The organism is Candidatus Accumulibacter similis, from assembly GCA_013347225.1.
GTDB classification, from domain to species: Bacteria; Pseudomonadota; Gammaproteobacteria; order Burkholderiales; family Rhodocyclaceae; genus Accumulibacter; species Accumulibacter similis.
In genome coordinates this window covers 2,766,085-2,790,003 of the sequence record CP054595.1, presented here as the reverse complement: position 1 = coordinate 2,790,003, position 23,919 = coordinate 2,766,085, and the positions used below count along the sequence as shown (strand labels likewise).

Annotated in this window: 17 protein-coding genes; 1 reads left to right on the top strand and 16 read right to left on the bottom strand. The window is 66.6% G+C overall.

What is annotated here, in order from left to right:
- Nucleotides 1-131 precede the first annotated feature (131 nt).
- From HT579_12330 to tnpB, 13 genes are all read right to left on the bottom strand, one after another.
- Complete coding sequence (locus HT579_12330; GenBank protein QKS29626.1) at nt 132-4,034, bottom strand: PEP-CTERM sorting domain-containing protein; 3,903 nt, start codon at nt 4,032-4,034, stop codon at nt 132-134.
- Between the two features lie 1,162 nt (nt 4,035-5,196).
- Nucleotides 5,197-7,275: a conjugal transfer protein TraN gene (locus HT579_12325; protein ID QKS29625.1), complete on the bottom strand. Its 2,079-nt coding sequence runs from the start codon at nt 7,273-7,275 to the stop codon at nt 5,197-5,199.
- Complete coding sequence (locus tag HT579_12320; GenBank protein QKS29624.1) at nt 7,275-8,471, bottom strand: hypothetical protein; 1,197 nt, start codon at nt 8,469-8,471, stop codon at nt 7,275-7,277. Before HT579_12320 ends, HT579_12325 begins: the two co-directional genes overlap by 1 nt.
- Nucleotides 8,468-9,184 carry a type-F conjugative transfer system pilin assembly protein TrbC gene (gene trbC / locus HT579_12315; GenBank protein ID QKS29623.1) on the bottom strand — a complete coding sequence of 239 codons (717 nt, stop codon included), beginning with the start codon at nt 9,182-9,184 and terminating at the stop codon, nt 8,468-8,470. The genes HT579_12320 and trbC overlap by 4 nt, the downstream gene beginning before the upstream one ends.
- 4 nt (nt 9,185-9,188) lie before the next feature.
- Nucleotides 9,189-10,199, bottom strand: coding sequence for a TraU family protein (locus HT579_12310; GenBank protein QKS29622.1), 1,011 nt, complete (start codon nt 10,197-10,199; stop codon nt 9,189-9,191).
- Complete coding sequence (gene traW / locus HT579_12305; protein ID QKS29621.1) at nt 10,183-10,806, bottom strand: type-F conjugative transfer system protein TraW; 624 nt, start codon at nt 10,804-10,806, stop codon at nt 10,183-10,185. Before traW ends, HT579_12310 begins: the two co-directional genes overlap by 17 nt.
- Before the next feature lie 98 nt (nt 10,807-10,904).
- Nucleotides 10,905-12,971 carry a TraI domain-containing protein gene (locus HT579_12300; protein QKS29620.1) on the bottom strand — a complete coding sequence of 689 codons (2,067 nt, stop codon included), beginning with the start codon at nt 12,969-12,971 and terminating at the stop codon, nt 10,905-10,907.
- 12 nt (nt 12,972-12,983) lie between these two features.
- Entirely contained in the window at nt 12,984-13,292 is a 309-nt protein-coding gene (locus HT579_12295; GenBank protein QKS29619.1) for a hypothetical protein, read from the bottom strand.
- A 24-nt stretch (nt 13,293-13,316) separates the two neighbouring features.
- Nucleotides 13,317-13,799 (bottom strand): S26 family signal peptidase, encoded by a 483-nt coding sequence (locus tag HT579_12290; protein ID QKS29618.1) that lies wholly within the window; start codon nt 13,797-13,799, stop codon nt 13,317-13,319.
- A 212-nt stretch (nt 13,800-14,011) separates the two neighbouring features.
- Entirely contained in the window at nt 14,012-14,971 is a 960-nt protein-coding gene (locus tag HT579_12285) for an IS66 family transposase (GenBank protein ID QKS29617.1), read from the bottom strand.
- A 49-nt stretch (nt 14,972-15,020) separates the two neighbouring features.
- On the bottom strand, nt 15,021-16,265 hold the full coding sequence (gene ltrA, locus HT579_12280) for a group II intron reverse transcriptase/maturase (GenBank protein ID QKS29616.1): 1,245 nt from the start codon (nt 16,263-16,265) through the stop codon (nt 15,021-15,023).
- The gene (locus tag HT579_12275; protein QKS29615.1) at nt 16,258-17,487 is read right to left on the bottom strand and encodes an IS66 family transposase zinc-finger binding domain-containing protein; all 1,230 of its coding nucleotides are present in this window, start codon (nt 17,485-17,487) and stop codon (nt 16,258-16,260) included. Before HT579_12275 ends, ltrA begins: the two co-directional genes overlap by 8 nt.
- Nucleotides 17,488-17,522: 35 nt before the next feature.
- On the bottom strand, nt 17,523-17,876 hold the full coding sequence (tnpB, locus tag HT579_12270) for an IS66 family insertion sequence element accessory protein TnpB (protein ID QKS29614.1): 354 nt from the start codon (nt 17,874-17,876) through the stop codon (nt 17,523-17,525).
- A 406-nt stretch (nt 17,877-18,282) separates the two neighbouring features.
- Between tnpB and HT579_12265 the strand changes: the two genes are divergently transcribed.
- Nucleotides 18,283-18,732 (top strand): hypothetical protein, encoded by a 450-nt coding sequence (locus tag HT579_12265; GenBank protein ID QKS29613.1) that lies wholly within the window; start codon nt 18,283-18,285, stop codon nt 18,730-18,732.
- 132 nt (nt 18,733-18,864) lie between these two features.
- On the opposite strand, the gene HT579_12260 is transcribed toward HT579_12265, so the two are convergent.
- The 3 genes from HT579_12260 to HT579_12250 are packed head-to-tail and all read right to left on the bottom strand — an operon-like array spanning nt 18,865 to nt 23,914.
- Nucleotides 18,865-19,764, bottom strand: a complete 900-nt coding sequence (locus HT579_12260; GenBank protein QKS29612.1) for an efflux RND transporter periplasmic adaptor subunit — start codon at nt 19,762-19,764, stop codon at nt 18,865-18,867.
- Between the two features lie 3 nt (nt 19,765-19,767).
- Nucleotides 19,768-21,774 (bottom strand): hypothetical protein, encoded by a 2,007-nt coding sequence (locus tag HT579_12255; protein QKS29611.1) that lies wholly within the window; start codon nt 21,772-21,774, stop codon nt 19,768-19,770.
- A complete protein-coding gene (locus HT579_12250; GenBank protein ID QKS29610.1) occupies nt 21,767-23,914 on the bottom strand; it encodes a PqqD family peptide modification chaperone in 2,148 nt (715 codons plus the stop codon). Before HT579_12250 ends, HT579_12255 begins: the two co-directional genes overlap by 8 nt.
- Between the last annotated feature and the right edge of the window lie 5 nt (nt 23,915-23,919).

The following is a 23,919-nucleotide window of genomic DNA, read 5'->3' as shown; positions in this document are numbered from 1 at the left end:
CGCAATCCGTGGCCGACCAATCAATGCAGTGCAACGTCTGTCGGCATCAAACGTCGCTGATCCTTGTCGCTCTCTGACATGGGCCCGGATTTCGCTCATCAACCTGACCCACGACAGTGTTTGACAAGACCCTACTGGACAGGCACTCGGAGCCTTCGCAGACGATCGGGATCGATGCCTGAGAATACAGGCCTGGTTGCTCGTAGACGGCTCGGATCGCTCCGAACCCCACGTTGCCAGTTGCGCGCCGGCTCGCCCCAAGGAGCCTGCAAGACCGCAGCGCTGACCGGTTCTTCTTTGCGAAACACAAGGAACACACGCCAACCGAATCGAATCGCCGTCGACCTTCGGCGCAGGAACCCGCAACCAGCAACCGCCAAGGTGACGAGCGCGAGACTCCCGGGTTCTGGAGCCGGTATCAATGCCCCGCCATGACGGAGGCTGTATGTCCCGCCGCGGAGGTAGTCGTTTTCGGGTCTCTTCGCGTAGTAGTAGATGTTGAACCCATTACCCGTGATGCTGTCGGCAATGAACGCAGAAAGATCACCGTCACGAAAGCCGTCGAGCCTGAGGACATCCACATAGAGCGCGCCGGAGCCCTCAGACCAGTTCATCTCGTCATCGAGAAGGCTTAGCGTCTGCCCGACGTCAAGCTCGAGCACGCCCCAACTGAAGTTGTCTTCGAACAGGCTCCTGATCGACTGGCCGTCGCCCACCGAACCTCGATCGATGCCCGACAACTCCAGGTTGTGCGCGTTATCCGCTCCAGAGACGAACTTGAGGATGGCTAGACTCGTATCCCACCCCGTGTTGTTTCGAGTGCCACCTTTGAGATCATTGGAGATGGCGAAGACGGCCCCGGCACTGGCCACGATTTCGCCAGAGTCACTGTTTTCAAGATCAGTGGCGTGCAGATTGCTCGAGAAACTGGTGAGCCTGCCCGCGTTCACAAGTCCGGCGTCGAAGTACCCCGTCGAGTTGATGAGGTGGGCGCTGCCCCTGTTGAACACGTTGTCATGAAAGCGCACGGCACCGTCCCGGAGGTTCACCGTGGCACCCACGAGGTTGCTGACCGCGCCGAAAACATCCGAGGCTCCAGCAGTCAGGGTGATCGTTCCGGCATTGATCAGGCCGCCCGTCCTCACCGTTCCGTTGCCGACGATACTGCCCGAGTTCGCATTGCCGATGCCGAAACCGTTGTTGTCGAAGGTACCGCCCTTCAGTTGAATGAGGCCTGAATTCGAGGCGAGCCCGCTTTCGTAGAAGACCGTCGCCCCGGCATGGGCGATGACGGAGCCGCCCGCCACATTGGTGGCGCCTCGACCCGTCAGCATCAGCGCGCCGCCCTGCGCCTGGATCGTGCCCGTGTTGGCCAAGCCAGCGGTCTTCACCATGCCGTTACCCAGGATGCTGCCCGCGGGCGCGTTGGTCATGCCGAACCCATTGTTGTCGAAGGTACCGCCGGTCAGCTGAAGGAGTCCGGAATTCAAGGCAAGCCCGCTTTCGTAGAGGACCCGGGTTCCGGAACCCGCCAGAATCGAGGCGCCCTCAACATTGGTGGCGCCCGTACCCGTCAGGACCAGCGTGCCGTGCAGCGCCCGGATCGTCCCCATGTTGGCGACGCCACCGGTCTTCACCATGCCGTTTCCGACGATACTGCCCGATGCGGCATTGGTGACACTCAAGCCGTTGTTGTCGAACGTGCCACCTCCCATTTGGATGAGGCCCGAGTTCGAAGCGAGTCCGTTTTGGTAGAGGACAGTGGCCCCGGCGTTGGCCAGAATCCAGGCTCCCGCTCCATTGGCGGCGCCCGCAGCGATCAGCGTCAAAGTACCGCCGTGCGCTTCGATCGTGCCCATGTTGCCGAGAGCACCCGTCTTCACCATGCCGTTGCCCATGATGCTGCCCGACGCCGCGTTGGTCATGCCCATGGCGTTGTTGTCGAATGTGCCGCCGCCCAGCTGGATCAGGCCCGAGTTCGAGGCGAGTCCGTTTTGGTAGAGGACCGTGGCCCCGGCATCGGCCAGAATCGAGCCTTGGGAAACGTTGCTGTTGCCAGCGGCGGTAAGCGACAGCGTGCCCCCCAGAGCCTCGATCTTGCCGCGATTGATCACGAGCTTCGACACGGTGCCAATGCCGACGATGGCCCCGCTGTTCGTCACCTCTCCCGATCCGGAAAGAACGGCACCCGCGCCTCCCAGGGCAATGACACCAAGGTTGTCGTAGGTTCCATTCGTCTGCAGGGTCGTGGCGTCAGATGCGACGATTTGCCCGCCCAATGCGTTGCTGCTGAGGTGGTCAATCATCAGCAGGCTACCGGCCGCGCCGGTGGTGACGTACCCGCCGCCCAGGTTGGCGAAGGACCCAAGGATGGTCCCGTTTCCATGGACGACCCCAATGTTATTGACACCTCCCGTGGCGTCGAGCGTGTTGCCATTCAGATTGACCGTTCCGAAGTTGTTGGCGCCGCCGGTGAGTTGCAGTACCCCCCGGACTTCAACGGTCCCGACGTTGTAGAGAAACGCGTTGACCGTACCGCGCGCGCTCATCTCGAAACCGTTGTGCAGGGTGCCGCCGGAGATCACACCGTCCTGCAGCGATAGCGAACCATGATTGTCGAACCCGGCTGACGTGGTGAGGGTTCCACCCGCCACGACCGTGGTGGCGAAATTGGTCACCCGTGCCACGCTCTGCGACGTTGCGCCGACGTTGAGTTTGCCAGCAAAGGTCGTCACTCCACCGGAGCCCAGGGCGCCATCCGCCGTCGCGTCGAGCGTACCGCCTCCCACCGTGATGCCACCTGTGAAGGTGCTCGCCGCGCCCAAGTCGAGCGTGCCTTCGCCATTCTTGACGATCGCCCAGCTCCCCGTGTTCGTACCCGTGCCGCCGGATCCCGTCTGGTCCGCGATACTGTTGGACACGGTTTGCGTTTGGCCCGCATGAGGGCTGAAAGCGAGGCTGCCGCTGCCCTGCAGGAAGAAGCCGGCTCCGAACGCAGAGCCGTTCCCGAGACTTGCTCCAGTTCCAGCGACGACCGAGTTACCGTCGAGCTTGAGTGTGCCCGTGATCGCGAGCGTGCCGCCCTGCATGACGAACACGGCGCCGCCCATGCCTCCGCCTCCACCCCCTCCTCCCGCCCCACCGGCACCTGCCCCGAATCCGGCTGCCCCGCGGTCGCCGCCACCCCCGCCAAACCCACCAGAGCCGCCACCGCCACCACCACCACCGCCAAACCCGCCGGCACCGCCGGCGCCACCACCTCCACCACCGAAGCCACCGCTACCGCCGCTGCCGCCGACGGCGTCGCCCCCGCCGATGCCACCACCGCCACCCGCGGGAACCACGCTACCGCCCCCGCCACCGCCGCCGTTCGGGCCGCCCGGTCCGCCTGGGATGTTGGTGAAGACGGTAGAACCGCGCCCGCCGGGTGCCGCGCCCAAGGCGATGCCGGGTCCTCCGGGAAGACCTACCGCAGACGAGATACCACCGAACGCTCCGGATCCCAGGCCACCACCACCGCCAAAGACGGCACCGAATCCCCCCATGCCGCCGCCACCACCAGCCCCGCCGCCAGGGAGGCCGTTGCCGCCGATTGCTGTGCTGGTCCTCAGCTGGACATTGCTGACGCTGACGTCTGCGCCGCTCGCCACGAAGAGCGCACCGCCCAAGCCCGCACCGCCCCCGCCGCCCAAGAACCCCCCGTCACCCCCTCGGGCACGAGCGTTCTGGATCGTCAGGTCTCGGATCGAGACGACGCCGGAATAGACGAACAGTCCGCGACGGGCGTTCGCGCCATCCAGTGAAAAGCCGTTGCCCTCGATCATGAGATTCTTCTGGATCACAGGGAGGTCGTCACCCGCAACGACCACGTTGCCGGCAAAACTGAGGACGTCACCATTGCCGGCAGCGGTGAGCGCTGCACGCAACGAGGCATCGTCGGTCACGTCGAAGGTCGTGGCGACGGCCGGTGCAGCAAACAGCGCCAAGAGGACGGCCACGCAGGCGAGAACATCGGATTGAGTTCGAAGAATCATTGGGGCTTTGGCCTGGTTGGCGATTCCTGAAGAACGATCGACGGCTTCGGTGGCGCTCCGACCTGGCTACGGAAACCTCGCGCGTCGTCCTCAGTGTCGAAGGTGAAGAGGAAAGGGCGCGGGAGCAACTTGAGCTGCACGTGCAGTTGGAAGCGCTCCCCCACCTTGTTGAATGGACGCCATGAGAGCGATTCTACTCGCCCACACGCCCTGCACGATCCGTCTTTTGGGTAGCGCTGCTACCATTTTGAGGTGGCATGAACCGGATTCTCGCCGGATTGAACCGTCCAACAAGCCGACCGAGCCGATCGGCTGGATTGCATCTAACTGATTACAATGAGATTTGTTGGAGGCGCGAGCGGGAGTCGAACCCACCTACACGGATTTGCAATCGGAAGAAGCAACGGCAAAACATATACTTATCAGACCGCTGCGAAATCTGCTGATTTTCATGCGATTTCCTGCATCCTGCACACGACGCGTGGCTCGCGGAAAGGGCGACGGGATTGAGGTAAGCGTGCGTGGCGGAGCAAGCGGCGACGATCTCGGGGGGCTGGTAATGCTCGAGAAGACGGTTCTGTCCATCGAGCATCTGCCGCATCAGCCGACGGCAGAACTGGCCACCTGCCCCGATCAATAGGCATGCTTCCTGGACTAGCGCTGGTCTGACACGCGTAGCATGGGGAGAGCAGCCCAACCGTGGCGGGCTACTCCTGAAATGATTCCCTGTCGTCCGTCGTTGCTGCCTGGGCTTGCCGCCCCGTCGACCGCCCCGAAAGCCCCCGCCCCGCCGCCTCGAACTCACCCCCCTCACTCGGCGGTTGCCCGTCACGACACAGATTGAGTTCATAGCGAACGGCCAACGCAACCCGCTTGCCCTCTCGCGTCGGCACCTCGTCCTGCAACAGGGTCGCCTGCAAGCGAGCACACCCCGCCTGCGCCGACCTCCTTAGCGTCCGCACCTGGACCCGCACTGGCCCGGACGATCGCGTCTGCGCCTGGAACAGCGCCGCCATCGGCCCGCTCAGTTCTCCGTCGGACCGCCCTGCGGGCGCATCGAGCGCCGCGAGCAGGTGCGCCTTCAGGTCCGCCGCAGGCAGATCCGCGCTGCCCAGCAGGACAGCGCAGCCCAAGGCCATGGCGCACCCGCTTGCCAGCCGCTTCATCGCCGGTAGTAGCTCTCGACGCGCTGCTGAACGGTGCCCTGCACGTTCCGGCCGATCGCCGAAGCGTCCGGCAGGCGCACGCTTGCCACCACCTCGGCGATGAACTCGCTCAGGTCGATGCGCGAGAAGTCGATCCGCTCGAACTCTTCCGGGGTGAAGCCCGAACAGTCAGGATGCTTGCCGCTGCCCCAGCCCATGCCCAACTGTCCCCTGCCCTGCTCGTTGATGATGCGCGCCAGGCGAGAGTTGAAACAGCAGTACGACTGCGTCTGTTCGATGCAGGTCCGGATGATCGGCACACGCCGCGAGCAGAAGGAACCGACCGCCACGCAGAGCTTGGCTTCGCGGTGCATTGCCAGCAGCTTCTCGGCTTCCTCGCACGAGAGCAGCTCCGAGATCAGCTGGATCGCCACGGCGATCGCGAGCGAGTACGGATCGAAGTAGAAATTGAACGGACCCACCGTCCCGAGCGAATAGATCGGTCCGCCAAGGACGCCGGTCGTCATCGTCCCGGTCGACAGGGTCAGACCGTAGAAGCTGAACGAGGGCTGGAAGTTCGTCGGCGTGAACGGCACCTCCGACGAGATCAGCGCCTGCGCACCGGCCTCGACATAGCCGGCGTACTGCGGATACATGAAATCGAAGACATACTTGCTGCCCGCATTGACGGCAAGCTGGCCCGCCGCCGAGGCACCCTGCAGCGCCGCCGACATCAGCGCGTTGTTGCTGCGAGCCGTGCCGCCACCGCCCTTCCGGCAGCAGTTGACCAGGCCGAATAGCTTCTTCCGGCACTGCTCGGCGACACCCGTGAACAGCCTCTGATCGCCCCCGTACACGCCGGCTTCGCGGGCCGCCTCGAGCGTCGCGACGACCCGCCCGAAATCCTCATCAGCCGGGTGACTGCTGTCGAAGCAGCCGGCGCCACCGGGACAGACGGAAGGCCGGTCGCACACCGTTCGCTGCGTCGTCGTCGCGGCCAACGCCTGGCACGCGTAGCGACGCTCGCTCATCTCACAGACACCCGAAACGGCCCGGTCGAGGCATTCGCTTCCCACCTGCGTACAGCCGCGGTCGATCAGTTCCTGGCAGTCATTGCCCAGCGTCGTCGCGGCACAGCTGTAATCCTCCGACCAGCTCCAGCAGGAATCCCCGGCAGTCTGCGCACCGGCCGGCAGGGGCGACACCATGTTCAGGCAGACCTGCAGGCCGTTGATCGTCTTGCAGGGCGTGTCGTCGGTGCAGGTGTGCGCCGCGTGGACGCAGTTGCTGCTTTGCGCCAATGACGTGCAGGCACTGGTATCGAGGGTGTTCGAGGCGATGGTATAGGAGGTGTCGAGCGCCACCACCGTCGGCGGGCTGGTCGCAACCGTCGCGTTGGTGCACTGGTAGGTGCGCGTGTACTGGTTGCAGGAGCCGTCGAAGGCCGTGCCGTCACATTGCGAGCCCACCGCCGCGCAGCCGTCGGTCGCCCGGATCGCCGCGCAGTAGTCGATCGGGTCATCGGCAATGCAGGCATGGTCGTCGCGATACTGCCAGCAGGTCGCCGTCGAATTCAGGCCGCCCGGCGGTGGCGTGACACCGGCCAGGCACACCGTCGCCCCGCTGCCATCGAGCCGGCACGGCGTCGAATCGACACAGGTGTGCGCCGCCAGCCGGCAACGACTGTTCTGCGCGTAACTGCTGCAGGCCCGAGCATCGGTGACGTCCGTCGTCAGCGTATGGCTGTCGCTCAGGCGGATCGTGTCGCTCGGCACCCCCTGGTCGACCGCGCATTGAAAGGTCTTCGTGTAGGTGTTGCAGCTGCCATTGAACGCTGTGTCGCTGCAGGTCGACGCGATCTGCCCACAGCCGGCCGTCGACAGTGCCGAACAGTAATCGATCGCCTCCGGCTTGAGGCAGGTGTAGGTGTCCTCATACTCCCAGCAGCCACCGACATCGGCGAGGGTCACCGTGACGCCGGAGATCGTCTTGCTCGACGTCGTGTCGACGCAGACCGAGGTCGCGAGCTGACAGTCCCCGGCGAACGCCCGACCACCGACGAGCAGGGCGAACAGGATCGAGAGCCCGGGCTTCATCACTGTGCCCGCTGCTGCAGGGTGGCGCATTCGCTGGATCGCCAGTTGCCGACCGTCGTCGCGAGCGGCAGTTGCAGCGGCGACCCGCTGCCGCTGCCGCCGGAAGAACTGCAGCCGGCGCTCACATTGCGGACCGACGGCGTGCACGTGGTCGCGCTGCAGCTGACGCTGAAATAGACGTGGAGATTGCATCCGAAGCCGAGATCGCTGACGTAGTGATCGGTCACCGACTGACCCGGTGCGACGGCGACCGGAAAGCGTCCATAGCTGCCGTCCCAGGGATAGCCGATCGATCGGTAGTCGAAGCGGCTGACGCCGTCGGCGGATCGATAGGGCTCGACCTCGTACGATCGACCGTCGGCGCCACAATGGACGTTCATCGCCATGTACGGGTCGATGCAGTGGCCGCAATCGACGAAGGCCGCGCGACCGAGCCAGGAGCCGGCGGCGCAGCGACCGAAGCCAATGGCCACCGAAACCCCACGCCGGCAGCGCAGCGACTCGGTCGTCTGGACGCTCTGCTGGCACTGGTAATTGAACCGGGTACCGACGACGATCTGCTGGCCGATGAAGCAGGACGCGTCCCGAACGGTCTGCTTCTGCTCGACACACTGGTAGCCCTCATGTCGATCGACGACGATCTGGCGACCGGTCGCGCAGAGCTGGCTGCTGACCGGACGATACTCGCTGCACGTCTCCTCTGTGAAGGTTGCGGAGGTGCTCTCGGTCAGCACCCGGCAGTTCGCGGCACCCCGGTCTACCCCGACGCCGGTCGAAGCCAGCGTCGGCTGGCGCGCCAGCGTGTTGGCCCGCGTGATCAGGGGATCGTTGGCGCGATCGATCGAGAAGGCCGGCCGCAGCGACGGATTGCGCGCGACGAAATTGACTGCTTCGCACTCCTGCCGGCGATAGGCATCAACCTCGGGCGGCAGGGTGGCGCACTCGGTGACCCGGACCACACCCGGCCCCGACAGCTGCCCCTGTCCAGCCTGGAAGTGCTGCGACTGCGCGGCGCTGGCACCGAAGCCCGGAATGGTCGCAGCGGCCGTACCGCGGCCGATGCCCTGGAAAGCGGGATCGAGCGAAGCGCCACCCAGTGCCTTGCCGTCGGCAAAGGCGGTCGCCGGGTCGTAGCCCTGCGCCCACACCGGGCTGGCCACCAGCAGCGCCAGGAACAGACCGGGCCGGCAGGTCATGGTCGCGGTCCCGCAAGCCGCGCCGCAAGACGACGGGCGATGTCCGCCCAAGCCGGTGCCTGGCGCTCGATCAGCTCGAGTGCATAATCCTGGCCGACGTCGCCGTCGACCCGGATGAAGCTCGCTGCGGGTGCGCAGCCGTCTTCGTCGATCTGCACCGCCGACTCCGACCGGGCCAGCACCAGCGAGGGCACCTGTCGCACCTGGAACTGCTGGAAGGCTGGCGGGTGAATGAGGACCATGACGTTCCGCTCGCCGATGAGGCGCGCGATCTCCTCGCCCGTTTGCGTCAGGGAATGGCCCGTGAGACCGCGCAGGATCAGCACGGCGCCCGATCGCTCGGACTGGCGCACGATGCGCTGCAGGGTCTTGCGCGGCAGCGAGAAGGAGACGAACACCATCAGCTCGGGAACGTCCGCGTTCGCCGCCGGACGCCCACTCGGGCCGGTCGGGCCCTGCCCCGGCGCGAGCCCACCCAGATTGGGCGCCTTCGCGGCCGGTTGCGGCAGGTTGCGCAGTTCGGGCACCGCCGCAGGGCCCCGATCCCCTGCCCCGGCGATGGCGTTCAGCGTGGCAGCCATTCGCTCACGCGCCGCCTGCACGTCGGCCTGCGGGACCGGCGCGACCTGGGCGAATGCCGGCGTCAGCGCCAGACCCCAGGCCGTCGCCAGAAGGGTTGCCCGGAAACCGGCCCGCAGCAAGGAATTGCCCATGGCCTCAGAACGCCCCCTGACAACAGTTGCGCTTGCGGAAGACCATGTACGCGAAATCCTCACCCTCGAACGGAAACTCCCGCCCGGCGCCCCAGCGGATCGTCGATCGGCCGAGCGGCTGGCAGCACTTGCCGTCGATGCGCGCGGTCTGGGGAACCGGATACAGCATGTGGTACTTGTAGCCGGTCTTGTCCATGATCGGCTGCGGGTAGTAGCCACAGAGACCGTCCTCGCCGGCAGCCGCCCACATCAGTCCCTCGCGGTGCATCTTGGCGATCAGGCGGGTCATTTCCAGGCTCGATGCCTGGACGCCGCCGATGTGTGCCTGGACATTCCCGTTGAGCGGATAGAGACTGCCTTGGCAGCCGGCACACCAGAACAGGCTGTTCAGCGGGAAGCCGGCGCTGGCTGCCACGCAGTCGGCGGCACAGGCGGCACGCGCCGGCAGGTTGCCGAAGAGCGCGACCTCGGGATTGAGCAGGAAGGTCAGCTCGTCGTCGTGCCACAGTGGGTCGAGTTCGGTGAGATAGGCGATATCGAAGCCGCCCGGCTCCAGGCAGGCATTGTCGAAGATCGCTTCGAGCCAGATCAGGACCGGATCGACGTACCAGTGCGCGTGATAGAAGGACGAGGTCGCGGTGCTGTCCTGGCTGAAACGCGAGCCGCGCGGCGCGTCGAAGCCGGGATCGAGTTCGAGCCCGCCGAGGCTGCTCAGGCAGAACGGACGGCGAACGACATCGACGCGCCGCACCGGCTCCCAGAAGCTCACCTTGAAGCCGATGCGCCCCTTCGACGGACAGGTGCAGATCGGCGAGCCGCCGGGATTCGGCGTGTCTTCCTGTCCCATCGACAACAGGGCCGCGCCGCCGAAGCGGATCGGCAGCATGCAGCGCCAGCAGATGTCGGTGATCGGGTTGGCGAAGCGACCGGTGCAGGTTGGCGTCGCCGCGACGAAGCCGGGACCGCCGAGGCAAAGGAGCAGCAGGCCGAGCGCCAGTTCACGGACGGATTTCATCGATCCGCAGTTTCTGGCCGTCCTGACTGACCACTGCCGGCACCTGTCGGATGCCCAGGCGACGCGTCAGGGCCCCACCCTGATCGTAGAAGACCCGGCGCTTCCACGAGCGCATCAGTCGCAGCGGCTCGCCGGCGACCAGGATCGGCTTCCCGCCGCCCGCAGAGCGCTGCAGCATCTCTCGCGCCAGGGCGACCTGCCGCCGGTCGCGGCCATCGAAAACGATCAGGCGTTCGCGCAGGGCAACGTGATCGAGGGGATTGACCCTCTGGCCGCGGGCGAACAGGAGCGCCCCGTCGCCAGGCCGGATGTCGCGATCGAGAACCCAACTCGGATCGAGGAAGAAATGGCGCGGCGTCACCGTCGTCTCCAGACCGGCGACCGGTCGCGGCTTCTCGACGGACGCGACGACGCGATCACGGTGTTCGCGCTGCTTTCGGGCGAGTTCGCCGGTCTGTTGCATGCGCTTCAGACGCGACTCGATGACCGCCAGCAGGTCGGGTTCGGCAATCTCCCAGGTCGGGCCGACGACCCCGAGTTCATCGCCCCGGACGGACGGCATCCAGCCGAACAGGAGCAGTGCGAGGAGCGGAAGAAGCGTCGACATGGGGACCGATTCTGGTCCGCCGCTGCACGCGACGGCCGCCGAAAAGCACCGCGCGCGGGCGCATCTCGGCGCATCGACGCCCCCATGCTGCGAAGCTGCTACGCCGGGTCGCGCCCGCCGCGTTCGCCAGCGGGAGCGGCCGGAATTCGATAGCAGTGCACCCTGTTGCGCGTCTGGCAGAGGAAGACATCCGGGACAACGGCGCCCAGACGCAGGATCTTCGTCCTCTCCAGTTGCAGTCGCTCGGTCAGCAGCGACTCGGCCTTCCGGGAGGGAAGCCAGACGAAGGGACCATCCGCTTCCGGCGTCAGTAGGCCCTCCTGGATCGCAGCCCGCAAGGTGGCGACGATCCTCCGGATCAGTGCCAGCCGTTCGTCTGCGCCAGCGGCATCGGTCTCGTGCGGCACTGGGCGCGGCTGCCGTGGCGGTTTGAAGGGTTCGGCGATTGGTGTCGGTCCGACCGGGCGCGCGGGCTTGCCGATCGCCATCAACCGACTGACTGCCGGCTGCAGCCGAACGACCCGCCATTTCTCGCCGCTTGCGACCGCGATCTCGGTCACCTTGCGAAACGGCGACAGCGGGTCGAGCGCCAGCCAGCCGTGGTGCGACAACTCTTCGAGGATCGCCTTGCTCTGCAAACCGCAGCCATCGAACGCGTCCGGCCATTTGAGGCAAAGGATGCCGGTGGGGTCGACATGGGTCAGTGTGGCGGCGGATCGTTTGCCGGACTGGAGATCCCGGGCCAGAGCCTGCAGCGCTTCACCGACCGCGCCATCGAGGCGATCGAGCGGTTGCGCTGGCGGTTGCCGGTCGGGCGGTTGCTGGGGATTCCCATCCGGATCGGGTGGTCCGCCAAGGGCGACTGGAGGAAGCGGCTCAGGCACCGTGCCAAGCGGTTCGGGGATTTGAGGTACCGTCGCAGCCGGATCCTTGTCACCGAGCAGCCTGCCGGGAACCGATGGCGGTGGCGGCTCGATCAGTCGAGCCGAATCACCCAACCGGATCGTCGTCAGGCGGATGTTCGGAATCTTCTCGGCCAGAACCGCCGGGGCGATCTGCCAGTAGCCCTCGCCGCCGCCACGATCCTCCCGGACACTGGCCAGGCTGCGGTCGACGAGCATCTCGAGCAGGCTGTCCGGGGTTCTCGGCAAGCCGGGGATGGCTTCCTGATGGATCAGTGCCGCGAGTTCCTCGCCGGCGGCTGGCCAGACCAGATAAAGCTGCCCGTCGATGCACCACAGGCGCGCACCCGGGCGATTGATGGTCCACGTCCCCTCGCGGACCAGCCGGCGCATGAGGTCGAGCAGGAAGCGCTCGACGGGCAGGCCGATCTCGTAGCCGGTGAAGGCGACGCCGAGACTGCGCAGGTCCCGCTCGACGCTGACCTGATCGGATCGGACGACGAGATCGTGCATCGGGTTCTCGGCGCTGGGGGAGCCGTTGATGCTTTCCATCATCCAGAGCACGAGGTCGGTATCGCCCTCGGCAAGCCACGCGAGGCCCTGCGCTCCGATGATCCGTTCGGCGATGAGGGCGGAAACGGCCTGGTGCTTCCGACCGCGATTGTCGCGCCAGTGCAGGAAGTAGCGATCGACACGATGCCTGGTCGCCCAGGCGTGGAGATCCTCGATGAAGGGGTTCCAGATCTCGGCACCGTCTCGGCTGGTGACGACGAGGTCGGTCACCGGCTTGCCCAGGTCGTGGCACAGCGCGGACAGGAAGACCGCCAGGTGCCAGCGCGGTTCGAGTTCGCGGCGTCTGCGCGGGGTCTGCTCACCGGGCAGCAGCAAGCGATCGCCGGACTGCAGCGACCACAGGGCGACTTCGGTCGCGTGGCGAAGCAGCCCGCCGGCACCGCGGTGATGATGCGTCTGGCTGGCCGGCAGCAGGTGGGCGTAGGAGGCGAAGCGGCGCAGTGCGGCAAGATGGAATTGCGCGAAGATCTCCGGCGTGGCGACGCCGGTTTCGCGGATCTGGCCGATGAGTTCGCGCTGCGTCTCGATGAGCTTGTCCGGATGGGTGGCCGGCAAGCCTTTCATGAACGGGGGATAGCGCGGGATCTCGTCATCGAGGAGCGCTTCCGCAGGGGTGTTCGCCGGGAGGCTGGTGACGGGCGGCGGGTTCGACGGTTCGGAGCGAACCGTCCTCTTGAGAAAGCCAAACACCGGTCAGTCCCCTCACCCGCTGCGTCGGCGTCGCGCGCGGGCGAGCCCGCGGCGAATCGCCGGGTGCAACCGCAGGCGCTCGCGCGCCCGGTCGGGATCGATGTCGAGGAGGTCGCAGATCGAGTGGAAGGAGTTGGCAAGCGGCACACGGTCCAGAAAGATCCAGCGCAGCGCCTCGCGCTGGATGCTTTCGATCTCCTCGGGCGGGCCGGGCGCAAAGCTGGCCCGACCCATGGCATCGTCGATCGCCTGCTGGACGACGGCGATCCACAGGCGCTTCGATCGCTGCGCGAGGACCCGTGCCGCGTGCTCGTGTCGCATCCCCGGTGCCCGGCCGTGCGCCCCTCAGAAAATCCGGTGCGCCGTTCCGACGATCTGCTGGCGGGTGATCCAGCCGGTCAGCCGATAGCGGGAATCGAGGCTGTCGGGATGTTCTCCGGCGACGTAGTAGTGCGCCTCGGGGATCGTGCCGACCGAACCGCTTTCCAGGGATTCACCGGTTCTGGCGCGTTCCTTGGCGTGGCCGACCGGGCGACCATCGACGAAGAAATCCCGTCCAATGGCGCTGACGACCGAGCCGGGCACACCGATCAGGCGTTTGACGAAGAGGCTGCCCTTGGGATACGGCCAGTTGGCTTGCCAGCGGAAGGCCACGAGTTCGCCGCGGTCTGGCAGGGTGCCTCTCTCGATGAGGAAGACCGTGCCGGGAAGGCTGTTGGTGAGATTGAAGGCGATCAGGTAGGCGCGGCCGAAGGCGAGGTACGCGGCGGCGATCCAGAGTGCCAGGGGAAACCAGAGGCGACGGAGATTGCGGCGGTGGATCGGCATAGCCCGACTCTATCGGGGCGGTCGGGCTCCGGTGCTGGAAATGTGGCCGGCGGTGGTGCATTTCGGCCGGCAGTCTGCCGGGAGGGTGTTCCGGTTGCAGAGGGCGGCGGGCGCGGCCGAGGTATTGCATTTTTGGCGACCTGTGCAATGCTGGACTGAAAACTCTCTGGAGGGTAAGCGTCCGACACAGCCACCCCTCCGGGGCGACGCGCTCAGCCTGTCGTCTTCAGTGGCAGCAGTTCGTCGATGCGGCTGTTCGGCCAATTTGGAAGCTTTTCGAGGGTCTCGGTGAGCCAGGCCATCGGTTCGATCCCGTTCAGGCGAGCCGTCTCGAGCAGCGACTGGATCGCGGTAGCGCGTTGGCCGGCGGGCTCGGAACCCGCGAACAGCCAGTTCTTCTTCCCGAGTGCGATCGGACGAATCGCATTCTCCACGGGGTTATTGTCGATCGGGTAGAACCCGTTGCCCGCATAACGAGCCAGCGCCGGCCAGCGCCGCAGGCTGTAGTCGATCGCCTTTGCCAGAGCACCTCCGTCGGCGACCGACCGACGGCTACTCAGCAGCCACAAATGCAGGGCCTCGAGGAGCGGCTGACTCGTTTCTCGTCGCCGTCGAGCCCGTTCCTCAACCGTCGCTTCCTTGTTCGCCGCCTCGATGGCATACAGTTCGCCGATTCGGCGCAGTGCTTCGGCGGCGATCGGATGCTGATTGGCCTGGTGGAGGTCGAAGAACTTCCGCCGGGCATGCGCCATGCAGGCGAGTTCGATCACCTCGCCGCGAAACAGGGCCTGGTAGCCCGCGAATTCATCGACCATCAGCGCGCCTTGCCAGTCGCGCAGGAACTCCGCCACATACTTCCCGCCCCGGCCGGGCTGGTAGTCGAAGACGGCGATCGGCGGATCGCTTGCCAAGGCATTGCTGCGATACGCCCAGAGATAGGCCCGCCTGGTCTTTCCATTGCCCGGATCGAGTTGCTGCACCGGGGTTTCATCGGCATGCAACACCGCGCCCTGGCGGAGCAGTTCGGCGAGGCGCAGCCAGAGCGGTTCCAGGGCGACACCGGTACGGCCGACCCAGTCGGCCAGCGTCGAACGCGAGAGGGTCACCCCCGACCGGGCGGCCTGCCGTTCGAGACGATACAGTGGCAGTCGAGTGGCGCGGGGGAATCTCACCCCCACGCTCTCCCAGAACCGGACGTGAACCTCTCGGCTCATCCGGCTCCTATCGTCCAACCACTGCCGCAAGGTTCCAGTGCGGGAACAGGGATGGATGCCGCGATTGCAGCCGCGCCAGCCAATCCCAGGCTCTCGATTTGTGCCCCTTGAGGCGTTTGTATTTGCGTTGTGCCCAACGTATCAGGTAGGCATCCAAGGTATGCAGCGCCCGCTGAAGGGCGGACGGGTAGAAACGACCGTAGTAGAGGACCCACCCGTGAATCACGGAACGGGTCCAACGCACGAGATCGTCCAGGCCAAGATCACCACGATGATGCAGCCGCCAGCGACGCATCGTTTCCCGCATCGCTTTAGCCGCCTTGTCGCTCACTGCCGGAGAGAAGCTGACGAATAGCCGCCCTTTGCGATTCATCGACCGACGGGGACGAAACGTGTAGCCCAGAAAGTCGAAGCGCTGCTCAGAGTAGCTACCGCATCGATTCGCATCGTTGCAGTAGGCAATCTTGGTCTTCTGCGGGTGCAGTTCCAGCTTGCACGCCGCAAACCGTTGCTCAAGCGCTTGCCGCAACGCAATCGCCTGAGCCTCGCTGTGACAGTGGCAGATAACATCATCAGCATAACGCTCGAACTGAATTTCCGGATGATGCTTCTTCATCCAGTTATCGAACGTGTAGTGCAAGAAGAGGTTACTCAAGATGGGACTGACGACTCCCCCTTGTGGCGTCCCCTTCTCACGGCTGGCCAGCGTGCCATCCGGCATGCGCACGGGAGCTTGCAGCCATCGCTCGATGTACAGCAGCACCCACTTGCAGTCGGTATGTTTGCGCAGCGCCCGCATCAATAAGGTCCAATCGAGGTTGTCGAAGAACCCCTTGATGTCGAGATCGAGCACCCAGTCATGACTCCAGCATCTCCGCCGCGCCACAGCCAATGCATCGTGCGCAGAACGCCCGGGCCGATACCCATAGGAGTCCTTATGAAACACGGGCTCCAAAATGGGTTCCAGGTGGCGTTTGACGACCATCTGGGCTACGCGGTCTGCTACCGTGGGAATTCCCAACGGTCGCATCTTGCCATCGCCCTTCGGTATCTCGACCCGGAGGACCGGCGGCGGCATGTAGCTACCGGATGACATCCGATTCCAGAGCCGGTAGAGGTTGTTACTCAGATCCCCCTCGAACTCCGCAATCGACTGTCCATCAACACCCGCCGATCCATGGTTTGCCTTCACCCGCTTATATGCCTCCCAAACTTCCCGCTTGGCAATACAAAACGGCTTTGCTTTATCCACGTAGGTCCTCCCCGGTTGGGTTGCCCACGTAACAAAGCTGAACGACGTCGCCCCTTCGGTCCAGTCCCATTACAGGACCTTCATCCCTACTACGGACGACTCCGTCCCTGTGCCCCGCATCGGTACTCTGACCCTTGCGGAGGCTATCCGCTGGGGCTTCTCCCTTAACATCAGGACGACAGGTTCCTACGTTCCTTACCAAAGCCTGGATCAAAGTCACGCCGCCTTCATGCCGGACGCCGGTTGGGCAGTAATCAGGTTTCCCCCAACCTTGTCCCGGGCCAATCACTCCCTCCCGGTTTCGACGTCGGTTATATACATTTCGACACGTCATCAGCGGTTCACTTGCGTTCGTCTCCTTGACCCTTACCTGACGGAGTCTCGCTCCGCCTTTTCCAGCAACGCTCACCACGGGAACTCTTAATTCCCGCAGCTTGTGGCGGTTTGAAGCCTGCTCCTGCAAGCCGACTTCGAGGGGCCTACCCTCATCTTTGGTAAAGCATCGCTTCCACCTCAACAACGGCGGTCGCGTTCGTAGCACACGGTGATCGGCGTACTTGCTGACCATCACCCAAGCCAGCAAGGCCGGTGCCGCCAAACCGCCATCGATGACCGAAGCGATGGCCGGTGCGGCGATGACGGTCTCGCAGGGCCGGCAGGCGTACTTGGGATAGATGTGGCGCTCGACGAAGAACTCGGCGGGGACGATGCTGAGCTTCTCGGTCACGTCCTCGCCGATCCGCACCAGCGCCTGACCACATTGTCCGCAGGTGCAGGTTTCGGGCTCGTGCAGGTGCTCGACGCGCGGCAGTTGCTCGGGCAAGGGCTGACGGCCGGCGCGTTCGCGTTTGGCTTTCTCGGGGAGCGGCAGATGCGGCCCCATCGCGGCCGCCTGGCGCTGTTCGGCGAGGCGCGCTTCGCAGGCGGCGACGTCGGCAGCCAGGGTTTCGTCGAAGAGGTCGCGTTCGCTGGCGGTCAGGGATTCGCTCTTGACGCCGAATTTCATCCGCCGCAGATGGGCCAGTTCGAGGGTCAGTTTCTCGATCTTGGCGTCACGCCAATGAATCTCCGTGGCGCGGGTATCGAGCTGCTCAAGCAGGCCACTGACCCGCTTCTCGACCCAGGACAGCAGTTCCGAAGAGGGAGAGAAAGGGGCAAGTTCGCTGGCCAAATCCATGCTGGATGATACCATGAAGATGTGCGCCAGGAATCCGGAAACCACTGATTTGGCGTTATTTTGCCAGGAACTTCAGTGCTCTAGACTTGCCAGTGGGCGGGCGCCGGGGCGTCGCGGCGCTGCCAGTCGACGCCGGCGACGAGCCAGCGCCATTGCGCTGCCGAAAGGGCAAAAACGGGGTCACTGGCGCTGGGCCAAATGAAGGCGCCGCGGTGCAACCGGCGTTGCGACAGCCAGACGCCGGTGCCGTCCCAGACCAGGAGCTTGAGCCGGTTCCGGCGCCGGTTGGTGAAGGCATAGGCAGTACCGTCACAGGGCGTGCGCCCGAGGCTGGCCTGGATGCGGGCCGACAGGCCATCGATACCCGAGCGCATATCGACCGCTTCGACTGCCAGCCAGATGCGCTCCGGCGTGGGCCCGGGCGGAACCGTCATCGGCGCTCTGCGCACAGCGCACGCAGCCAGTCGGCTGCCGGAAGCGCCGCGAATTCGAGTCGCCAGCCGCCAGGCATGCTCAACGACAGGCTTGGCCCCGAATGGGTTGCAACGGGCGCCATCGTCGCGGGAACGAGAGTCACCGGCGCGGCGGCAACGACCGTTCCGCTTTCCTTCGCCAAACGCCGGTGCCAGTAACTCAGCGATCCAGCCCTCAGCCCGTTCCGCGCACAATAGGCCTTCTGGCTCTCCCCACTCGCGCGCCAACCTGCTACATGCCCTCGCCAGTACGCTGCCACTTCGCCAGCCTTGCCCATCGCACTCTCCCGTGAAAACCTCGAGAGGGTGCGGCAACTGGCACTGGATTGGTAGGTGGGCCCGATGGACGCTTACTCTGGAGGTTCCCATGCCCATCGCTGCTTCTACTCAGACAAGTTCCGTCTTCTGGTTCCTGCCGGTGCTCGGCCTGTTGCTGATCGGGGTCGTGATGTTCCGCTGGAGTCGCCGGGACAAGACCACGACGACTCGGCGGCTGGAGGAAGTAGAGCGTGAACTCGCCACGGTCCAAAGCCAGATCCTGCTGGTCACCACCAGCGCGGTGCCTGGCGGCAGGACGGTACGGACCCTGGGTTACGTGGAAGCCCTGTCGGATACTGAAGCCGCCTCGGATTGGGAGTATCGCCTGGCGGAAAAACAGGCACTGCTCGGTCTCGCTCGCCAGGGGCTTGGCATAGGGGCCAACGCCATCGTCGGCGTGCGCAAGAGCAACGCCCACTACGATCAGGCCGGGTCCAACTGGCGGGTGGCGAGAGTGACGTACGCGGGGACGGCTGTGATCCTCAGTCAGGGGCCATAGCGCGCAGCCTCCGTGCAGCCGTAGTCCTGATACGCTGCCGGCCGCAGTGCCGTCTGGCATATCGGCAACCGCTACAGTACCCGCGGCGAGGCAGCAGGAGCAGGCGGCATCCCTGCAACACTCTTCGGCAGACTACAACGGCCGCGCCGGCGGTGTCGCCCTCGGCGGAGCCGCCGCCGGCTGGCGCGCCACGCCCGCGGCACCCGCCGGGCGCCCACCGACGCCGGCGATGCTCGCCTTGCACTTGATCCCCGCCGGCAGCTTCAAGCCCGGATTGGCCATCTCGAGGCGGACGCCGAAGGTACCGCTGGCGGCGTCGTGGACGCGGTCGATGACCTTCACCTTCGCGACATGGCGGCCGCCGACCGGCGGCTCGGGCAGCACCTCGACGTTCTGCTCGAGCGCCAGCTTGCCGAAGGCCTCGATCGGCATCAGCACCTCGACGAACAGCGTGCCGATGTCGGCCAGGCGCAGGATCGGCTTGCGCAGGTCGCGGTTGTCGGCCAGTTCGCCGGCACTCAGCAGGCGATCGACGACGACGCCATCGACCGGGCTCCTGATCGTCCGCAGGCGCAACTGTTCGGACAGGCGGCGGTACTCGATCTCGGCCAGCCGGCGATCGTCGCGCGCCTCGACCAGCTCGGACTCGGCGAGCCGCTTCTCGGTCAGCGCCTCGTCGCGGTCGTGCAGCGAGATGAACGACTGGCCGGCGAGCTTCTCGCGCCGGTTGTACTTGGCGGTCGCGAACTCGACCCGGCTCTCGCCGGTCCGCACGCGCCCCTGCATCGTCGACCGGTAACGCGCCGCCTCGGTCGCCGCACGTTCGACGCCCGAATCGAGCGTCACCAGAACCTGCCCCGCCTTCACCATGTCGCCGCGGTCGACCCAGATCTTCTCGATCAACCCCTCGCTCGCCGCCCGCACGTCGACCGTCCGGCTCGGCTCGATGATGCAGTCGAACTCGCCGGCCAGCGCCGGCCCGGACAGAAACGCCAGCAGCACGCTGCCGCCGATCCGCATCACCCCGTTCATCGCCTACTCCCCTCTTCCGGCAAAGGCCAGGGACTTCTCGACCCGCTGGTCCTGTTCCATCGTCTGCCGCCGGATGCGCGCATTCTGCCGCTCGGCGGCCCCCTGCGCCAGCCGCCGCAGCAGCCGTCCGAGCAGCGGCGGCAGCAGGCCGTCGGCCGCCGCTTGCGCGCGCAGCCAGCCGAGCCACGGCGCGGCATGCGCCAGGAAGAGCTCGTCATCGAGCGCGACGATCGCCTCGCAGGAACCCGGGTCACCCTGCCGCCCGGCGCGGCCGAAGAGCTGCCGGTCGATGCGCGCCGCGTCATGGAACTCCGACAGGATGACGTGCAGGCCGCCGGCCGCCCGCACTTCTTCGCTGAGGACGATGTCGGTGCCCCGCCCCGCCATGTTGGTCGCCACCGTGATCCGCCCGGGCGTCCCCGCCTGCCTGATGATCTCGGCCTCGTGCGCGTCCTGGCGGGCATTGAGCACCTCGTGCGGCAGCCCGGCCGCCAGCAGCCGCTGACTGGCGACCTCTGAGGCCGCCACCGAACGCGTGCCGATCAGCACCGCCCGCCCTTCGGTGCGCATCTCGCCGGCGCGTTCGACGACCGCCGCCCAGCGCCGCTCGCTGTCGCGATACACGCGCTGTCCGAGGTCGCGGCGGATCATCGGCTCGTTGGTCGGGATGGCGACGACGTCGAGCGCATACACCGAACGCATTTCCGGCGCCACCTCGGTGGCGGTGCCGGTCATCCCGGCGAGACAGAGGTAGCGGCGGAAGAAGCGCTGGTAGGTGATGCGCGAGATGGTGTCGCGCCGCTTCGAGAGGTCGATTCCCTCCTTGACCTCGAGCATCTGGTGCAGGCCACGCTCCCACGAGCGGTCGGGCAGCACGCGCCCGGTGTATTCATCGACGATCTGCAGCTTGCCCTCGACGATCAGGTAGTGCCGGTCGAGCTGGAACAGGTGCAGCGCCGACAGCGCCTGCTCGACGAGTTCCTCGCGCGCGCGTGCGATTCCCCACAGTCCGGGCAGGCCGCGGGCGAAATCGCCGACCACGCCACGCCCGGCGTCGCTCAGCTCGATGCTGCGCTCGTCGGGTCGCAGCCGGTAGTGCTCCTTCGCCGCCAGTCCGGCGGCGAGCGCCAGCGCCTGCTCATAAAGTGCCCGCCCCTGCGGGTCTTCGGTATCGCTGGAGATGATCAACGGCGTGCGCGCCTCGTCGATCAGCACGCTGTCGGCTTCGTCGACGATGGCGTAGAACAGCCCGCGCAGCAGCGCCGGTGCGGCACGCTGCGGCGTTCCGGCGAGCCAGCCGTCGACGCGGGCGCGACTGGCGCTGCGGCTGCGCTTCTGGCTGATGCGGTCGCGCAGGTAATCGAACACCAGATCCTTGTTGACGCAGTAGCTGACTTCACAGGCGTAGGCGGCAGCGCGCTCGTCGCGCTCCTGGCCGGGGACGACGAGGCCGACACGCAGGCCGAAGAAGGCGTAGACCGGCGCCAGCAGTTCGGCATCGCGCCGCGCCAGGTAGTCGTTGACGGTGATCACATGCACCGGCACGCCGGCGAGGGCGACGGTCACCGCCGGCAATACGGCGGTCAGCGTCTTGCCCTCGCCGGTCTGCATCTCGGCCAGCTTGCCGTACAGCAGCGCATGCCCGCCGATGAGCTGCACGGGGTAGTGACGCAGGCCGAGCAGCCGCGTGCACACTTCGCGCACGAGCGCGAAACACTCGACGACCGGCGCCGCGGCGAGACCGTCGCTCGCCAGCGTCAGGCGGACGGCGGCGGCGCGGCGGCCGAGTTCGCCCTCGCCGAGCGCGGCGAGCGCATCGGCCAGCGCTTCGACCTCTGCCACGAAGCGCCGCCCGCGCTGCCGGCGCAGCGGCACGCCGCGCTGCGCCCAGCGCCCGCCGAGGCGACCGAGCAGGCGGTCGAAGCGACTGTCGCGCAGGTCGCCGCGCTCGGGGTAGAGTCCGGGGGCGAAGGCATGGACCTGCCAGCCGGCGAGCAGCGCCCTAGACATCGAAGCGGGCGAGGAAGAGCTGCCGCAGGCGGCGTCCCCACTGCGTGGCGAGCGGCTCGGCGTGGTGATGGAAGCGGACGAAGACGCGCGTGCCGATCTCCGGGCTGCCGGCTTCCGGCGGCAGCTCGAGGTCGAACTGGAACAGCCGCTGCAGCGTCCTGAGGCCCTCGGTGTCGCGCGGATCGGTGGCGTGCGGGCCGCCGCCGGCGAGCGACAACGCCCTGCTCGGCAATTGCTCGTGGCCGCCCGGGACTTCGCGCAGCAGGCGTGCGTCAGCGGTCCGGTCGAGGCGGTCGGCGAGCTTGAACTCGACCCGGGTGCGCCGCTCGCGAACGAGGGCGATGTCGTCCTGGCCGACGACGACCCGTACCAGGCGCGGCGGCCCGCTGTCGATGTAGCCGAGGAGTTCTCCCTGACGGAGGTATCGCCCCGGCAGATCCGCGGCGCGCGCCAGCTTCAGCCGCCCCGGCATGCCGGCGACGACGAGCAGCAGCTCGAGTTTCTCCTCGGCACGCGCCAGCGCCACGCGCTCGCGCTGCAGGTCTTCCTGGATCGCCGCCGCCTGCGCGCGGTCGTCGAACATCAGCGCCGCGTACTGCACCACGTACTGGCGGACGCGCGCGCGGCTCTCGTCGGCCTGCGCGGCGAGCGCCGGGTCGCGCATCGCCAGCAGCACGTCGCCGCTGGCGACCATCGCCTCGGGCGCGGCGAAGAGATGCTCGACGAAGCCGCTGCCGGCAGCGCGCACCTCGGCGTTCTCGGGCACCCAGACGACGCCTTCGGCGTGCGTGCGCAGCGGCAGCGGCACGGCGAACAACAGGAGCGCGAGCAGCGCCAGGCCGCCGCAGGTGACGAGGCGTGCACGGCTGCGCGTGCGCTGCACTTCCGGGCTCGAGAGAACGTACGACAGTCCCTTGGCGAGCGGCCGCAGGAACATCGTCACCGCTGCCCAGATCGCCAGGACGACGCCGATGAAGAAGAACTCGCCGGCGATGAAGAGGATGATGGCGATCATCACCAGCGTGCGGTAGATGAACGAGGCGGCGCCGTAGAAGAGGAACCAGCGGCGCTCGCCCGGGCTCGCCAGCGGCCGCTCGAGGTGCCTGACGCCGAGGAGGTATCGCTTGGCGAGCCACTGCCAGTACTGGTTCGAGCGGTTGCCGAGGTTGGGAATCTCGATCAGGTCGGCGAGGACGTAGTAGCCGTCGTAGCGCAGCAGCGGGTTGCCGTTGAAGAGCAGCGTCGAGGCGCCGGCGACGACGACGACGTTGAAGGCGACCGAGCGCAGCAGGCCGGGTTCGATGGTGACCCAGACGAGCATCGCGATGCCGGCGAGGAAGAGTTCGACGAGGATGCCGGCGGCGCCGACCAGCGCGCGCCGCCACTTGCTGCGGAAGGCGCCGGCGGCGCTGGCCTCGACGTAGGGGATCGGCGCCAGCACGAGGAGCATGATCCCCATCTCGTGCACTTCGCCGCCGCCGGCCTTGACGGCGTAGCCATGTCCGAGTTCGTGCAGGCCCTTGAGCAGCGGATAGACCAGCCAGAGCAGCAGCAGGTTGTCGGTGGCCAGCAACTGGTCGCTGAGGTTGCCGGTCAGTTCGGACCAATGGACGCCGGCGAGGACCGCCGCCGGCAGGACGACGAGGAGCCAGAGGGCGACGCCGGGACGGCCGGCGAGCGGCTGCAGCAGCGGCCAGCTGCGCGCCAGGAAGGCGTCGGGATCCCACAGCGGGATGCGGATCGACATCGGGTTGATGACGCTCTGCAGGAGTTTCTGGCGTTTCTGCTGGCGGCCGCGTTCGCCGAGTTCGTCGATGTCGGGCGGCAGGTCGGCCTGCAGCAGGTCGCCGGCGTGCAGTTGCGCGAGCAGGCGGATCACTTCGTCCTGCGTCGGTGCGTCGGCGCCGGCTTCGGCGGCGACCTGGTGCCAGATGGCGTCGATCGTCCGCTCGCCGTCGAGCAGGCGGACGACGCGATGGGCGCCGGGGCTGAAGCGGTGCAGCTTGCCGGCGGCGCTGTCGTGCAGGACGTACCACAACTGGCCGCGGAAGCGCTGCCGCTGGATGCGGGCGTGCGCGCGCAGCGCCGGCCGCAGGGCGGCGACGCGGTACCACGAGGCGCTGAGGAAGGGGCCCGCCATGCCGC

What these genes read in the sequence shown, in the direction of transcription:
- HT579_12295 (QKS29619.1), bottom strand. Translation starts at nt 13,292, where the DNA reads ATGCGACACGAGCACGCGGCACGGGTCCTCGCGCAGCGATCGAAGCGC.
- HT579_12250 (QKS29610.1), bottom strand. Translation starts at nt 23,914, where the DNA reads ATGGCGGGCCCCTTCCTCAGCGCCTCGTGGTACCGCGTCGCCGCCCTG.
- HT579_12330 (QKS29626.1), bottom strand. Translation starts at nt 4,034, where the DNA reads ATGATTCTTCGAACTCAATCCGATGTTCTCGCCTGCGTGGCCGTCCTC.
- HT579_12255 (QKS29611.1), bottom strand. Translation starts at nt 21,774, where the DNA reads ATGTCTAGGGCGCTGCTCGCCGGCTGGCAGGTCCATGCCTTCGCCCCC.
- HT579_12310 (QKS29622.1), bottom strand. Translation starts at nt 10,199, where the DNA reads ATGAAATCCGTCCGTGAACTGGCGCTCGGCCTGCTGCTCCTTTGCCTC.
- traW (QKS29621.1), bottom strand. Translation starts at nt 10,806, where the DNA reads ATGTCGACGCTTCTTCCGCTCCTCGCACTGCTCCTGTTCGGCTGGATG.
- trbC (QKS29623.1), bottom strand. Translation starts at nt 9,184, where the DNA reads ATGGGCAATTCCTTGCTGCGGGCCGGTTTCCGGGCAACCCTTCTGGCG.
- HT579_12260 (QKS29612.1), bottom strand. Translation starts at nt 19,764, where the DNA reads ATGAACGGGGTGATGCGGATCGGCGGCAGCGTGCTGCTGGCGTTTCTG.
- HT579_12265 (QKS29613.1), top strand. Translation starts at nt 18,283, where the DNA reads ATGCCCATCGCTGCTTCTACTCAGACAAGTTCCGTCTTCTGGTTCCTG.
- HT579_12320 (QKS29624.1), bottom strand. Translation starts at nt 8,471, where the DNA reads ATGACCTGCCGGCCCGGTCTGTTCCTGGCGCTGCTGGTGGCCAGCCCG.
- HT579_12290 (QKS29618.1), bottom strand. Translation starts at nt 13,799, where the DNA reads ATGCCGATCCACCGCCGCAATCTCCGTCGCCTCTGGTTTCCCCTGGCA.
- tnpB (QKS29614.1), bottom strand. Translation starts at nt 17,876, where the DNA reads ATGACGGTTCCGCCCGGGCCCACGCCGGAGCGCATCTGGCTGGCAGTC.
- HT579_12325 (QKS29625.1), bottom strand. Translation starts at nt 7,275, where the DNA reads ATGAAGCCCGGGCTCTCGATCCTGTTCGCCCTGCTCGTCGGTGGTCGG.